The organism is Shewanella sp. 10N.286.48.B5, from assembly GCF_002874355.2.
Classification (GTDB): Bacteria; Pseudomonadota; Gammaproteobacteria; order Enterobacterales; family Shewanellaceae; genus Shewanella.
This window is the reverse complement of the sequence record NZ_MCVG02000001.1, coordinates 1,699,285-1,713,704: the sequence shown is the minus strand read 5'-3', so window position 1 is coordinate 1,713,704 and position 14,420 is coordinate 1,699,285. Positions and strand designations below refer to the sequence as shown.

Annotated in this window: 15 protein-coding genes and 4 tRNA genes; 9 read left to right on the top strand and 10 right to left on the bottom strand. The window is 39.9% G+C overall.

Features of this window, described 5'->3' with window-relative positions:
• Nucleotides 1-81 precede the first annotated feature (81 nt).
• From BCU57_RS07460 to BCU57_RS07450, 3 genes are all read left to right on the top strand, one after another.
• The gene (locus BCU57_RS07460) at nucleotides 82-534 is read left to right on the top strand and encodes an NUDIX hydrolase (RefSeq protein WP_102435570.1); all 453 of its coding nucleotides are present in this window, start codon (nucleotides 82-84) and stop codon (nucleotides 532-534) included.
• A 67-nt stretch (nucleotides 535-601) separates the two neighbouring features.
• Nucleotides 602-1,207: an FMN-binding negative transcriptional regulator gene (locus BCU57_RS07455; RefSeq protein WP_102435568.1), complete on the top strand. Its 606-nt coding sequence runs from the start codon at nucleotides 602-604 to the stop codon at nucleotides 1,205-1,207.
• Between the two features lie 56 nt (nucleotides 1,208-1,263).
• Nucleotides 1,264-1,707 carry a GNAT family N-acetyltransferase gene (locus BCU57_RS07450; protein WP_102435566.1) on the top strand — a complete coding sequence of 148 codons (444 nt, stop codon included), beginning with the start codon at nucleotides 1,264-1,266 and terminating at the stop codon, nucleotides 1,705-1,707.
• Here BCU57_RS07450 and rrtA read toward each other — a convergent pair.
• The gene (gene rrtA, locus BCU57_RS07445) at nucleotides 1,704-2,345 is read right to left on the bottom strand and encodes a rhombosortase (protein ID WP_102435564.1); all 642 of its coding nucleotides are present in this window, start codon (nucleotides 2,343-2,345) and stop codon (nucleotides 1,704-1,706) included. The two genes, BCU57_RS07450 and rrtA, sit on opposite strands and share 4 nt — an antisense overlap.
• A 15-nt stretch (nucleotides 2,346-2,360) precedes the next feature.
• On the bottom strand, nucleotides 2,361-3,053 hold the full coding sequence (queC, locus tag BCU57_RS07440) for a 7-cyano-7-deazaguanine synthase QueC (protein ID WP_198589275.1): 693 nt from the start codon (nucleotides 3,051-3,053) through the stop codon (nucleotides 2,361-2,363).
• Nucleotides 3,054-3,398: 345 nt separating this feature from the next.
• Between queC and queE the strand changes: the two genes are divergently transcribed.
• Nucleotides 3,399-4,067 (top strand): 7-carboxy-7-deazaguanine synthase QueE, encoded by a 669-nt coding sequence (queE, locus tag BCU57_RS07435; protein ID WP_102435560.1) that lies wholly within the window; start codon nucleotides 3,399-3,401, stop codon nucleotides 4,065-4,067.
• Nucleotides 4,068-4,145: 78 nt separating this feature from the next.
• On the opposite strand, the gene BCU57_RS07430 is transcribed toward queE, so the two are convergent.
• The 5 genes from BCU57_RS07430 to BCU57_RS07410 form a co-directional block, all read right to left on the bottom strand.
• On the bottom strand, nucleotides 4,146-5,213 hold the full coding sequence (locus BCU57_RS07430; RefSeq protein ID WP_102435558.1) for a PLP-dependent cysteine synthase family protein: 1,068 nt from the start codon (nucleotides 5,211-5,213) through the stop codon (nucleotides 4,146-4,148).
• 262 nt (nucleotides 5,214-5,475) lie between these two features.
• Nucleotides 5,476-5,560, bottom strand: a tRNA-Tyr gene (locus BCU57_RS07425).
• Nucleotides 5,561-5,690: 130 nt separating this feature from the next.
• Nucleotides 5,691-5,775, bottom strand: a tRNA-Tyr gene (locus BCU57_RS07420).
• Between the two features lie 96 nt (nucleotides 5,776-5,871).
• Nucleotides 5,872-5,956: transfer RNA gene (locus BCU57_RS07415), tRNA-Tyr, on the bottom strand.
• A 29-nt stretch (nucleotides 5,957-5,985) separates the two neighbouring features.
• Nucleotides 5,986-6,070 (bottom strand) — tRNA-Tyr (locus BCU57_RS07410).
• A gap of 123 nt (nucleotides 6,071-6,193) precedes the next feature.
• Between BCU57_RS07410 and BCU57_RS07405 the strand changes: the two genes are divergently transcribed.
• The 3 genes from BCU57_RS07405 (at nucleotide 6,194) to BCU57_RS07395 (ending at nucleotide 9,615) form a co-directional block, all read left to right on the top strand.
• On the top strand, nucleotides 6,194-6,697 hold the full coding sequence (locus BCU57_RS07405; protein ID WP_102435556.1) for a VC2046/SO_2500 family protein: 504 nt from the start codon (nucleotides 6,194-6,196) through the stop codon (nucleotides 6,695-6,697).
• Nucleotides 6,698-6,896: 199 nt separating this feature from the next.
• Nucleotides 6,897-7,184: a DUF406 family protein gene (locus BCU57_RS07400; RefSeq protein WP_102435554.1), complete on the top strand. Its 288-nt coding sequence runs from the start codon at nucleotides 6,897-6,899 to the stop codon at nucleotides 7,182-7,184.
• A 253-nt stretch (nucleotides 7,185-7,437) separates the two neighbouring features.
• Nucleotides 7,438-9,615, top strand: a complete 2,178-nt coding sequence (locus BCU57_RS07395) for a putative bifunctional diguanylate cyclase/phosphodiesterase (RefSeq protein WP_102435552.1) — start codon at nucleotides 7,438-7,440, stop codon at nucleotides 9,613-9,615.
• Between the two features lie 27 nt (nucleotides 9,616-9,642).
• Here the strand turns inward: BCU57_RS07395 and BCU57_RS07390 are convergent, their stop codons facing one another.
• Both BCU57_RS07390 and BCU57_RS07385 read right to left on the bottom strand, forming a co-directional pair.
• Nucleotides 9,643-10,125 (bottom strand): YchJ family protein, encoded by a 483-nt coding sequence (locus tag BCU57_RS07390; RefSeq protein WP_102435550.1) that lies wholly within the window; start codon nucleotides 10,123-10,125, stop codon nucleotides 9,643-9,645.
• Nucleotides 10,126-10,253: 128 nt separating this feature from the next.
• Entirely contained in the window at nucleotides 10,254-10,802 is a 549-nt protein-coding gene (locus tag BCU57_RS07385; RefSeq protein WP_241900987.1) for a YybH family protein, read from the bottom strand.
• 186 nt (nucleotides 10,803-10,988) lie between these two features.
• Between BCU57_RS07385 and smrA the strand changes: the two genes are divergently transcribed.
• Entirely contained in the window at nucleotides 10,989-11,579 is a 591-nt protein-coding gene (gene smrA / locus BCU57_RS07380; protein ID WP_102435546.1) for a DNA endonuclease SmrA, read from the top strand.
• A gap of 113 nt (nucleotides 11,580-11,692) precedes the next feature.
• On the opposite strand, the gene BCU57_RS07375 is transcribed toward smrA, so the two are convergent.
• A complete protein-coding gene (locus BCU57_RS07375; protein WP_102435544.1) occupies nucleotides 11,693-13,576 on the bottom strand; it encodes a M2 family metallopeptidase in 1,884 nt (627 codons plus the stop codon).
• Nucleotides 13,577-13,769: 193 nt separating this feature from the next.
• On the opposite strand from BCU57_RS07375, the gene BCU57_RS07370 reads away from it, so the two are divergent.
• Entirely contained in the window at nucleotides 13,770-14,411 is a 642-nt protein-coding gene (locus BCU57_RS07370) for a TetR/AcrR family transcriptional regulator (RefSeq protein ID WP_076541009.1), read from the top strand.
• The last annotated feature ends 9 nt before the right edge of the window (nucleotides 14,412-14,420 follow it).

Below are 14,420 nucleotides of genomic sequence, written 5' to 3'. Positions count from 1 at the left end.
AACTGAATCAATCTCAGTATCAACACGGGTTTTTTTATGGGATAGTGATTATAAATAAATCAACCGTGGAGTCGCTGACAAATGGGGCTATCAAATCAACAAGCGATAACCAAAAATGTGGATTCTGAATCATTCACTGGTTGTAAATTAGCTCTGATTTTTGAACATAAATTGGTGGTGTACTTACGGGATGATAAAACCAATATTCCGTTCCCGAATCAGTGGGACTTTCCCGGTGGTGGCCGCGAAGGCAAGGAGTCGGCCCAAGAGTGTGTGCTTAGAGAGCTACATGAAGAATTTGATATTGCGCTGCCAATAGAGCGTTTGATATACAAACAGCGAGGGATTAACCAAACTGCAAATGGCCATTCCTACTTTTTTGTCGCTTATATTACTCAAACTGAACTAGATGCGATTAATTTTGGCTCAGAAGGCCAATATTGGCAATTGATGACCATAGCTGATTATTTGGCTCATCCAGCTGCAATAGCGCCATTAAAACAAAGGTTACAGCAGTTTTTAGCAACGAATTAACGCGTTTATTGAGTCACTCATTAATACAGAGCTCCCAAAAAGTTAAACCTGCATATTAAGGATGTTCATGTACCTACCTAAAAAATCACAAATGCAGTCTAACGAGGCTTTAGACTTTATCCAAGAGTTTGGCTTTGCTCTGCTTAGCTCGAGCGATTTACAAGCCTCTCATCTGCCATTAATCCTTAAAACTGATGCTGACGGTAATCACACGTTATATGGCCATATGGCAAAAGCCAATAATCATTGGAAAACATTGGATTTACAATCTGTGCTGGCGGTATTTTCCGGTCCTCATGGGTATATTTCACCTACTTGGTATGACGGTTTTCCTGCGGTGCCAACTTGGAATTATGCCGCGGTACATGTCACAGGCACTTTTGAGCTAACTGATAACAATGAAACCATTTTGCATTTAACTGACACCATTGCTAAATATGAGCCTGAATTATTACAACATGGTGGTTTTATTCCGAATGATTACCGCGATAAATTGGCAAAAGCCATTGTTGGTTTTAAAATTTCAATTACTGGCGTTGAAGGAAAACTCAAGTTAGGCCAGCATCGCTCAGAGGCTGATCAACTAGGGGTATTAGCGGGTTTGGCCAAATCGACAAACTTAGATGCTCAGCAGTTATATCAATATACTAAGCAAATGTTGAGTCAAACATAAGCATGGGCAGCGATGTGTGTTACTTAAACTGAATAAATCTTAGTTAAGGGGCGTTAATGCAGCAGTTAGGCAACAAGGGTTATGTTATTTCAACGGATCAAAATAAATTAGATATCAGTGTTATTCACGGTTTTATCTCACAAAGCTATTGGGCCAAAGGGATGCCGATAACAGTATTAGCCAAGGCCATTGAGCATGGGGTATTTACTGACCAAGGCGAGCAAGTTGGTTTTGCCCGCCTTATCACAGATAGAGCCACATTCGCCTATCTAGCTGATGTGTTTATTACTGATCAACATCGGGGAATTGGCCTAAGTAAGTTACTCATCGAAAAGGTGATAAGTCACCCAGATATACAGGGATTAAGGAGAATGATGCTGGCCACAAGGGATGCTCATGGCCTTTACGCTCAATATGGTTTTCTGCCGGTAGATAATCCGGAAATCTTAATGCAAATTTGGCGGCCAAACATTTATCAGCAAGCACAAAATGATACTTAATTGTGGCTTGTTGACAGTGTTTGAGCGCGCTTTAAATAACCACTTAATGGCAACCAAATTAACCCGCACAATAACCCACTTACGACGCCAATTAAGTGAGACTCTGTGGCGACTCTGGCATTGATCAGCTCACTGACGCTGTCACTGGCGCCAAAATAGGTTTCATAACCAGCTTTGATGATGACCCCTAACAATAACAAATAGCCTGATTTAAAGCCTTTTCGGATATCAAGTAGCGCGCCAAAAGTGAAAAGTCCGTGTAATAGCCCGCTTAGCCCCACATAACCCTTTAGTTCTGGGTAAAACCAATATAAGCCGAGTCCTTCAAGCATTGCCAAACTCAAAAATAAGCCTGCGAGTTTAACGCTATGTTGTTTGTAGTGGGTCTCATGCAAAAACAAAATCACCCAAAAACCGGCTAGGTTCATTAGTAAATGCCACAAGTTAGTATGCAGAATATTACCACTAAGCAGTCGCCACCATTCACCTTGGGTAATTGAGTCATAGCGATAAGCCAGTAAACTGTCGATATCTATTTGTGCAAGAGGCAGTAAATTTAAGGCAAATAATGCCGCGCAAATGACGCTCACTATAGTTGCAAAAACATATACGCCAATTTGAGTTTGCTTATTTGCCATGTCAGTAACCCTATTTTAAGCTTTAGCCATTTTTTGATTAAGCTCAGCCATTACAGTGTCAGCGTTAGCTAAATAATCATCTAAACCACGTTGGCGAAGGGTGCAGGCTGGGCAATCGCCACAACCACAGCCCTTTATGCCGTTGTAACAGGTAAGGGTTTCATTTCTGACTAAGGTTAATGCTTGGTATTTATCTGCTAGTGCCCATGTTTCAGCTTTGTTTAGCCACATTAACGGGGTGACAATTTGTAATGGTTTATCCATACCTAACGCCAATGATTGCTGCATAGACTTGATAAATTCATCACGACAATCAGGATAGCCAGAAAAGTCTGTTTCACACACGCCAGTGATAATGGCATCGCACCCTAACTGATAAGCATAAATGCCCGCTAAGGTTAAAAAGAGAATATTGCGCCCAGGGACGAAGGTATTAGGCAGTCCATTATTCATGATCTCATGGGATACCGGAATTGAATCTCGAGTAAGCGCAGACACCGCAAGCTCATTGAGTAAACCCACATCCATGACTTTATGGCTGGCAATGTTTAATTCTTTAGCAAGTGATTGAGCAATTTCAATTTCTTCACGGTGACGCTGGCCATAATCAAAGGTGATGGCATGCACTTCGTCATATTGAGACATTGCTTGAATGAGGCAGGTTGTAGAGTCCTGACCTCCGCTAAATACGACAATTGCTTTAGACATTTTTTTCACCATATAAAATTTAAATATATCAACATGTTCCCAGAGCAGACTCATTGAAACAGTTAGTTAATTGAAGCCGTTGATTACGGGCTAAATTATAACGACATTAAGGATAACTTTCATGGTTATTTAACTTTTGATTAGTAGAATTTTAGTGAGATTTTTATAGCAGTGACCTTTTTGTAAAAGCGGCTATTAATAGGCTGATTAATAATCAGCTTTCATCAGACATATGTAATTAGTTGGCAGGTAATCTAATAAGCAGTCATTATCATGGCCGTTAATGGTTGCAGCTACAGTGAAAATACACTATAAATGCGCCCTTACTGAGAATAAGGCAGCTAAATGAAATATCCAGTTAATGAAGTTTTTGAAACCATCCAAGGTGAGGGAACCTTTACCGGCGTTCCAGCAATTTTTGTTCGTTTGCAAGGTTGTCCTGTTGGTTGTGCTTGGTGTGATACCAAACAGACCTGGGATGTATTAGAAGCAAACAAGGTTTCTCAACAACAAGTTATTGCAGTGGATGGCACCATTGGTCGCTGGGCAAATCATGATGCGCATTCATTATTAACTGCATTTACTGAAAAAGGTTTTACTGCAAAACATATTGTCATTACTGGTGGCGAGCCATGTTTATATGACCTAAGTAAGTTAACCAGTCATTTGATTGAAGCTGGCAACAGCGTGCAGATTGAAACCAGTGGTACTTTCGAGGTTCATTGTCATGAGCAAGTCTGGGTTACCGTGTCACCAAAAGTAAATATGAAAGGCGGCTATAAAGTCTTAAAGGCGGCGCTAGAGCGCGCTAATGAAATTAAGCATCCCATCGCCACCCAAAAACATATTGATGAACTTGATGAGTTATTAGCGGATATTGATGTATCTAATAAAACCATTTGTTTACAGCCTATTAGTCAAAAACCTCGGGCAACTGAACTTGCCATGAAAACCTGTATAAGCCGTAATTGGCGCTTATCAATTCAGACCCATAAATATTTAGATATCGATTAACTAACATATTGAAAAATAATCCCGCCTAATGTCAATTGGGCGGGGTTATTTTTTATAACTGATTTTATGGCTAAATTTTTATAACTTCCCCAAACAACCACTGCTGTTAAAATGTTGCAACTCTAGGTCAAATTCTTCAGTACAACCGATATTGTTATTAATCCATTCATTATTATAATAGGTATCTAAATAGCGCTCACCAGAATCACACAGCAAGGTCACTAACGAGCCTGTTTCGCCTTTTTGTTTCATCTGACAGGCTAACTGCAACACGCCATATAAATTAGTCCCCGTTGATGGCCCTACCTTACGGCCAATATGCTGTGCTAACCAGTTCATGGTCGCAATGGATGCTGCATCAGGGATTTTTTTCATTTCATCCACTACACCTGCGATAAAAGACGGTTCAACCCTTGGGCGACCGATGCCTTCAATATTACTGCCTTTATCGCTGGTAATACTTGCATCACCATTTATATAGTAGTCATAGAATACCGAATTTTCAGGGTCTACCACGCACAGCTTAGTATCAAGTTGTTGGTAATTAAGGTAGCGGCCAATGGTTGCTGAGGTACCGCCAGTGCCTGGGCTCATCACAATCCATGCTGGAATTGGATGTGGCTCTTTTTGCATCTGATTAAAGATAGAGTCAGCAATATTGTTATTGCCGCGCCAATCGGTGGCGCGCTCAGCATAGGTAAATTGATCCATATAATGGCCATTGAGTTGCGCTGCTAGGCGCTGAGATTCTGCATATATTTGGTCAGTTTTGTCGACGAAATGACAACTACCACCATAAAACTCAATTTGTTGGATTTTCTTTTTCGCGGTTGTGGCTGGCATTACCGCAATGAACGGTAGGCCAAGTAACCGAGAAAAGTATGCTTCAGATACTGCAGTACTGCCAGATGATGATTCTATGATGGTGGTATTTTCATTAACCCATCCATTTGAAATCGCATACAGAAACAAAGAGCGGGCTAAACGGTGTTTTAAACTGCCAGTTGGATGGGTGCTTTCATCTTTAAGATAAATGTCGATGCCAGTTAATTGTGGAAGTTCTAACTTAATTAAATGTGTATCGGCGCTGCGTTGAAAATCAGCTTCTATTTTAGCTATGGCTTGATTAACCCATTGTTTAGACATCTGACATCCTAAGTTTGCTGTAATCGGATTATCTTAAAGATAAATAACAAGATCAGGAAGTTAAATTCTAATGTTTTATGAACAAGGTTACATTTTGACGCTAGACAGCAAATTAATAATCGATATCAATAAATGACTAGGATAAGGCTGTGAAGTTGAAACTAAGCAAATCTTGATGATAAAACTGAAGTGAAACTACTGAGAATTGAAATTGAGCTAATTTGAATGAGCTAACTTGATGAACTGAAGTGACTAAAAGAAATGGTGGAGGGAGAAGGATTCGAACCTTCGAAGGCTGAGCCGTCAGATTTACAGTCTGATCCCTTTGGCCACTCGGGAACCCCTCCACATATTTTTTCTTTTTTACGTCAATCTAACTGGGTATAACTTTACATTTATATCTTTAAATATTAGCAATCAATTTTAACTATGTTGACCACATAAATAAAATCAATTTTAAATATTTTTGCTAATGAATGGTGGAGGGAGAAGGATTCGAACCTTCGAAGGCTGAGCCGTCAGATTTACAGTCTGATCCCTTTGGCCACTCGGGAACCCCTCCACATATTTTCATTAACGCTGTTACTTTTTACTCGTGTTACCTCTAATTTATGCTGGCCACATAAAATAGATTTTTAATGAAGCATAAACCGATAAATGGTGGAGGGAGAAGGATTCGAACCTTCGAAGGCTGAGCCGTCAGATTTACAGTCTGATCCCTTTGGCCACTCGGGAACCCCTCCACGAAACGGTATATTTATCATTGTGCAAATGGTGGAGGGAGAAGGATTCGAACCTTCGAAGGCTGAGCCGTCAGATTTACAGTCTGATCCCTTTGGCCACTCGGGAACCCCTCCTCAATTGCGGCGGCAATAGTAGTCACGAATTAAATATAAGTAAAGGAAAAATCGAAAATAATGCTCAAGTATTTGTTTAAGTGGTCGATAAAATATCAACCTTGATAAATTTGATGTAAATATATGCAAATTGAGTCGCCATTAGTCAACGAACTGCAATTAGGCAATCGCCTTAATGATGCAGTTGAACACCATAGAAGGGGCGAGTTCGCGCTACTACTTTCTATGTTGTCTAATGACGCTTGCGACATGGCGCAATTTCAAGTCGATAAAAATTTATCCATTGATGAAAAATTATATAAACAGTTACATATTCCTAAACCCCAAGCATTAGTGTGCGATATATCTCAGCAACAGGCGATTAATCATGCCGGTGATTTTTATGAAAGCGGTTTAAGCCAATTTCATTTACAGCAGGCGTTAAAACCTGAAGCTGTAGTGACGCGGGGAAAATATGATGAAGATTTGCAAATCACCTTAGCGAATTGTGATCTACTGACTAAACTTAAGCACCAACAATTAGTCCCAGATACATCAGCTCTAGCGCAAAATGAATTTCTTGAGCAATTAACCATACAAAGAAAGATGAGCGAAACCCTAGCATCACAACTTTATGCCGTTGCCTAGTTAATGCAGGTGCTTAGTAAATGCCGTGGCAGTGATTAAGCCGTTACTTGAGTTAGTTGCTACTAAGCGTTAAGCGCCCGCTGGTTAGACAGCCCCAATTAGGTGTATTACTGATTGGTAATATTGTGAGGCATATAAAAATTTTATTTCAGTTTTTGGGCTATGCTGACGTTTTAATGTGTATTGATAGGTGATAAAAGTGATAAAAACGATTACTAAGCAAGAAGTACAAGTCAGTGACAACTGTAATGATTGTGGCAGCTTTGTCGATATTGGTGCTGTTATCGAAGAAGAAGATACACAACTTATCTTGCAAGTTGATGGTGAAAACTTTCAGCAAATTGCAGATGACTTAGTTAGCAAAGCCAAAGAACGTTTTAGCAATGTCAAAGTACAGCAGCAAGTAACCGAGCAAGATGTGGTGGTTACTTTTGAGTTTGACGTTACGGTAGAAAAAATGATTTTCCAATTAGAAAACGGCCTTTAATTAGTCGTTTCTATGAGGTGTTGAAGGTTACAACTTGCTGTTTTAAAATAGGAAGTGTAACCTTCATTTACCGAAGTTGAGTAAAATTCAACATCATGATTTTGATAATATCATTTTTGTAAATATCTCTTTTTAGCAACACTTCTTAACATTTTTAGAGTGTTATTAACGGCTAAGTTCCGTTATTTTAAGTAGAAAAAACCTCCACAGAAAGAGGTTTACCCGACTGTTAAGTTGTCCTTTGGGAATAATAATGAAGCAAACTGAGCAACAACATTTATTAGAGTTAATTGTAAACTCTGTCGCCAAAGAACAAGGCGACTTTAAACAGACCTCAGAGTTAGTCTGTAAATTACTACTAAAGTTTTTTAATGCTAGTAGCGTTTCAGTTATTTCATTACGTAACAAGTCACTAAAGCAAGAAATCATTGCTTGTCTGTCTGCTGATGACAGCCTAAAACAATTAATTTACCAACACCGCAACGATAATCTTGTTGCAAATGCCTACTTTGATGATATACGCCGTTACCGTCATATTGTCAGTGACAGTTCTCAAACTGACACCCGTCTGCAGGGCTTAAGTGCTTATTATAAGCAAGCCAATGTTCACGCAAATTTAGATGTTGCCATCCGTATCAATGGTCATATAGAAGGGCTATTGTGCATTGAGTTTGAACATCCTCTAAAGCTAACAAGCGATCAAATACAATTTGCTTGTCAATTTGCCGATCAATTGGCTTTAACCCTTGCCACCCGCTATGCCTACGATAAAGATGAGCGAATAACACTATTTCATAGTGCTACAGAGCAAGCTAAGCATGTATTGATGCTTATTAATCTTAAAACCCAAATTATTGAATATATAAATCCAGCTCATGAAAAAATGACTGGCCTAAGTCGCGATATTGTTCAAGATAATCAATTAGTCAGCTTAGATTTTTTTCGTGGCAAACGAGAGCTTGCTGATGAAATGACCCAAGCGTTAATCAATGGCAATGTGGTAGAAGGTGAAAGTGAGCTAACTCGTCTTGATGGCTCGAACTACTGGGTGCAGTATCAAGCCAACCGCTTTGTCACAGAGCAAGGAAACGATTACGCCTTAGTGTCATGCCTTGATGTTACTGCTCAGCGTAAAAGCAAAGAGCAGCTTGAGCATCTTGCTTGGAATTGCAGCCTCACCGGCCTGAGTAATCGCCTTCATTTTACTCAGCAATTAGAAAGGCTCTCACAAGGCACGTTGATCCTTATCGACTTAATGGGCTTTAAGCGGTTTAACGATACCAATGGTCATGAGCAAGGCGATGCCTTGTTATCCGAAGTCGCTCGACGATTAAAGCATTTTGCTAACAGCCATGATGCTATTGATGTGGCGCGAGTCGGCAGTGACGAATTTGCAATGATTTTACCGCAATTTGATGCTGCTGAATTACTCGAGAACAATATTAATAAGTTATATCAACAATTACTGGTCACCTCGGTAATAGGTCGTGAAAAAGTTGACCCTAAAGCGGCGCTAGCCATTGTTGATATAGCTGCGGTTGCAGATCAGTTTTCACCACTATCCTGTGCTGATATTGCTCTGCAGTACGCGAAAAAGAAGCCATCACTGAATTACCAAGTCTTTAATGATGACTTATTAGCAACCTTTAAAAATAACGCCGAAATAGAGCGAGATTTACAAACCGCGGTACGTAACAGGCAATTTGAACTGTATTATCAGCCACTGATGGATTTAAAAAATCATAAATTTATTGGCGCAGAAGCATTAATCCGCTGGCATCACCCTAAAAAAGGTGTGCTTTACCCGGGGGCATTTATTGATATCGCTGAACAAACCGGCATGATCACTGTCATTGGCGAATGGGTATTGGAAGCGGCCTGTAAGCAACTTAACTTATGGCAGCATAAGAATGTTGATATCGTCATGCATGTTAATGTTGCTGCAAGGCAATTTTTCAGTGGCAATTTATTTGAGCAAGTTTGGAGCTTAGTTACCCGCTACCGGATTAAACCACAAAGCTTAATTTTAGAAATTACTGAAACTGAGTTAATGGGAGATATTCGCCATGCAACCCGACTTTGCCAAGAATTAGCCGATTTAGGCGTTGGCTTAGCCATCGATGATTTTGGTACAGGTTACAGTTCTATGCGTTATTTAAAGCAGTTTCCAATTACTAAGTTAAAAATCGATCGCTCATTTATTGCCGATTTAACCACCAGTCATCAGAGCCGTGAAATTGTCAGCGCCATTATTGCTATGGCCAAGGCGTTAAATATATCCCTAACAGCAGAAGGGGTTGAAACCAAGGAGCAAGAGCTGTTCCTTGAAGATAGCTGTTGCCATCACGCACAGGGTTATTTATACAGCCCAGCCATAAGAGAAAACGAATTTTCACAGTTTATTTTTGAAAAAAATGAAGTCGTGCATTAGCACGACTTGTTGTTATTTGATGGCGTGTTAGCCTGTTAACTTCATGCAGCAGGCTTTAAATTTTTTACCACTATGGCAGATACATGGGTCATTTCGCTTTGGTAAATCCGCGTTAAATTGCTCACCAGTGGTGTAAAACCACTTAGCGTCTTCTCGAACAAATTGTGATTTTTCATAGATCGCATCGATTTCACCGTCATGATAAAACCAAGCTTTAAAGGTCACCGTTGCCGTGGCGAGCTCATCTTGTGGCTCAAAATTAATCACCTCTAATCCAAGCCATCGAGTAAGCTCAGCCCCTTGAGACAAATCATTAATAGATAGGCCGCCGCGATAGTTAGCATGATGAGTCTCGATTAAATAGGGATAGTGTTGTAATACAAAGGCGCAATAACGCGAGCGCATCAGGATCTCAGCTGTGGCTGCAACTTGAACATTACTGTGGTATGGCTTACAACAATCTTCATAAGTTGAATCACTGCCGCAGGGACAATGTATTTTAGTCGTCATAGTAGCTGTCTTTTAAATGCAATGAGTAAAAATGGGTTATAAAGTGTTGAAGGCTTATCTTTAATGGCTTAAAGCACTGATTATTAAACTGGTTAATAAGAGTTTTAAACTAGTAGCTTTAACAATTGCTATGGAATTCGATGTTCTGCTTCAACGGGTACAGAACCCACTTCAGCTTCATTTTCAACTGATATTGATTTAGCTTCAGTATTGAATTGGCGACCATAATATAAGTTAGAAATGGGTTTTGCCGAATAGTAAAGCTCAGGGTTCATTTTGGTGTTTGAATCAACAATAAACTGCCATTGATTGTTAGTATCTTTTTGTGACACAAAAACAAATTTACCTGAAAATACACTAATTTGATCGCCTGTTTCTTTTTTAGGGTGGAATCGAACCAAATAAAAGCCAACGTCAGTAGCACTATCGTTAGTTAGCTTTCTATTGATGACTCGAAAATCGACTTCAATACGGGCTTCTCTTTTAGCAATTTTTTCAAAAAAATGCTGATAAAGTTCAACTATTTGTGGTTTACCGGTAATGATACCTTGATTTGGTGTTTCAGAAAGGTACACCGCATCATCGGTATACATGGTCTCGATGATACTGATATCTAAATTTTCAAAACCTGACGCAAAAGTTTTATAGTTTTGGTTTATGATTTCGTTATCTGTCAAGGTCACAGCTTGATTGAAAAAACTGATTAATGAGAAGCAGGCAATAAAAAATATTTTATAATGAGGCATGCAATTATTTTGCTCTTAGTGATTCTAACAATAGTCATTACGACAATGGCAACACTATAAATTATTCGGTAGTGATACTAAAGCGGATAATCTTTACAAAGTGTGTAGGAACTAATAATGAATAACGATGACAGCGCACTGTTTTTAGCAGAAATGGCAGGGGTAAAACCCATTAAGGCCAGTGATAGTATTTTTAGCTTCGATTCCGACATCGCAACAGAAGCGCAATTAGCCAGACGAGCTGCTGCAGCGCAGAATGAGTACATTAGTAAACTTACTGTAGATCCGATGATGATTAGTGCGGTAAAACCGGAAGACATGGTGAGTTACAAGCTTGATGGGGTTCAAGATGAAGTGTTTAGTCATCTGCGGCTTGGTAAATATAAATATCAAACAGTGGTTGATTTACATGTTTATCGCTTAGCTCAAGCGCGGGAATACCTTATCGAGGCGATTATCAAAGCACATCATCGTGGTGAGCGTAATATTTTGGTTATTCACGGTAAAGGCTTTAAAAGTAAGCCATACCCAGGGTTAATGAAATCAGCAGTGTGCCAATGGTTGATGCAGTTAGACGAAGTGCAAGCCTATCATTCTGCTACTCGTACTCAGGGTGGCACCGGTGCAGTATTTGTTATGCTGGTTAAATCCGCTCAGCAACGAATTGAGGCAAGTGAAACTAATCGTAAAGGAAGCGGTTTTAGGTAGTCTATATTATCGGCATCACATAGCGTTATTACCCTTATAACAAGGCCTACTCACTAAAACAGTCAGTGGGCCTATTTGTTATTGGCAGTTCATTTAAAACAGCTAACGATGAGTTACCAACCGCATTGACGGTTTTGTTGGCTATTTTGCTTATCTAACCACACTTGTAATGGCGCAAAATAATCGAGTACCGCTTTAGCATCCATGTTTTTAGTGCCAGTGACGATATTTAACGCTTCAGGCCACGGCTGACTTAAACCTGACTCAAGCATTTGATTAAGCTTATCTCCGGCGTCTTTATTACCATAAATACTACAACGGTGCACTGGGCCTTCATTACCGGCGATCTCACATAATGCTTTATGGAACTGGAATTGAAGTACGTGGGCTAAAAAGTAGCGTGTGTAAGGAACATTGCCAGGGACGTGATATTTAGCGCCCGGATCAAAGTCTGCTTCAGTACGTGCTATAGGCGCTTTAACGCCTTGGTATTTTTCACGTAAATCCCACCAAGCTTGGTTGTATTGAGCTGGGCTAATTTCGCCATTAAATACTTTCCAGCGCCATTGATCGATCATCAAACCAAATGGCATGAAGGCAATTTTATCAAGGGCTTGACGCAGTAACAGTCCGATGTCTTTTGATTCATCAGGCACTTCATCTAATAGACCGATTTGTTTGAGGTAACTCGGCGTAATTGATAGCGCAATCGTGTCACCAATGGCTTCATGGAAACCGTCGTTTGCAGAACCTTTAAATAGGTGAGGTTGGTTTTTATAAGCGCGCTGATAATAGTTGTGACCTAATTCATGATGAATAACGGTAAAGTCTTCGGCGGTTTTTTGAATACACATTTTAATGCGAATATCGTCTTCGTTATCTAGATCCCAAGCTGAAGCATGACAAACGACATCGCGATCTTTAGGCTGCACAAATAATGAGCGAGTCCAAAATGTTTCTGGTAGCGCTTCAAAGCCTAATGATGAGAAAAACCCTTCAGCTTGCTTAACCATTTTAATTTCATCATAGTTATTGGCCGCTAAAAGCTCGGTAACATTGTAGCCAGGATCTGCATCATCAGGGGCGACAGTATTGTAAATGGTTCCCCATTGCTGAGCCCACATATTACCCAATAGATGCGCAGGAATAGGACCATTATCTGGTGCTACCTCGTCTCCATATTGCTGATTTAGTTCGCCACGGACATAACAATGTAGTGAATCATATAAAGGTTTAATATCACCCCAAAGTCGGTCTAATTCGGCTGAAAACGCCTCAGGCTCCATATCATATTGACTACGCCAAAGTTCTGATAAATCGCTAAAGCCTAAATCTTGCGCGCCTTCATTAGCCAGCTCAACTTCACGTTTAAATAATGGACGCATAGGTTTGGCTATTTCACGCCATCCTTGCCATGCTTCTAATAGCACCGCAGGATCTTGAGATTCAGCCATCAAATTTGATAATTCTGGCTGGGTTAAGCAGCGACCATCGGCAAAACAGTATTTCCCTTTACCGTATAAGCCATTCAGTTCTGAGCTAATTTGTGCAAGCTCAGCGTTTTTAGCAGGATCTAATGGCGCAGGTAATACCAAGCTACTTCGTAAAATATGTAACTTGCGGGCGTTAACAGGATCTAATTCGACCTTGGCATATTTAGCCGCTTCGGTGGCAAAGCCAACTGACATCGAAGTCATTTTTTCACTAATTGCAGCAGAAAGCGCAGCAGTATCTTCAGTGATAAAATTGCTATAAACCCATTCGGTGCGTGCGCCTTCTACAGAGAGTTTGGCCAACTGTGCTTCAGCATCATTAATAAATGCGATTGCTGAAGCGCTATCAATTTTGGTTGTTTTTTCAGTTGATTGGCTAGCTGGTGGCAGAGGATTTGTGGTGGTTAAATTAATCTCTTCATCCATTTGTTGGCAGGCTGAAAGGCCAAGCGCCATTGAAATAACAACAGCGATAGTAGACGGTTGTTTAAAAGTTAACTTCATCTTACAGGTTTCCTTATTTTTATTTTCGACGACAGTTTACATAATTAACTTAAATATTGCATTTTAGTTGCAACTTGGTGCGCAAAGGGTTGCTGTTACTGTGTTGAGATGTAATAGCTACAAGAAATTAGATTGACAACTGTGCGCTCAATGTTTAATTTAAACGAGTGTTTTAATTGATTTGGGTCATGGAATGGCAGGCAGAACAGATACAAAAACAAGAATATTAGATGCTGCTGAAAAACTTTTCGCTGAGAGGGGCTTTTCAGAAACATCTTTACGTCTAATTACTAGCAAAGCCGAAGTTAATTTAGCTTCAGTTAATTATCATTTTGGTTCAAAGAAAGAGCTGATTAGAGCCGTATTAGCACGCTATTTAGATGTGTTCATGCCAAGCGCAGCTGCTGAAATAGATAGATTATTTAAAAATCCACAACTAGCTAATTTGAATGAGATATTTTCATCTCTAATTAATCCATTATTGGAATTAAACCAAGTTAGGCAGGGGGGAACAACGATATTTCTGCAATTGTTAGGTCGTGGTTATATCGAAAGTCAGGGCCATTTAAGGTGGTTTATCACCACGCATTATGGTGATTATTTAAAAGTTTTCGTTAAAGCGGTATCAGAAAGTGCGCCGCATATTCCGCCTGCAGAAATGTTTTGGCGACTACACTTTACCTTAGGGACCATAGTATTCACCATGGCTTCAGCTGATGCACTTAACGAAATTGCAGAAGCTGATTATGGTGAACATAATGATACTGAAGCAATCATTCGTAAGGTGATTCCATATATGGCCGCTGGTGTTTCAGTGCCAATTTTAGCTAAGTAATAAGGGATT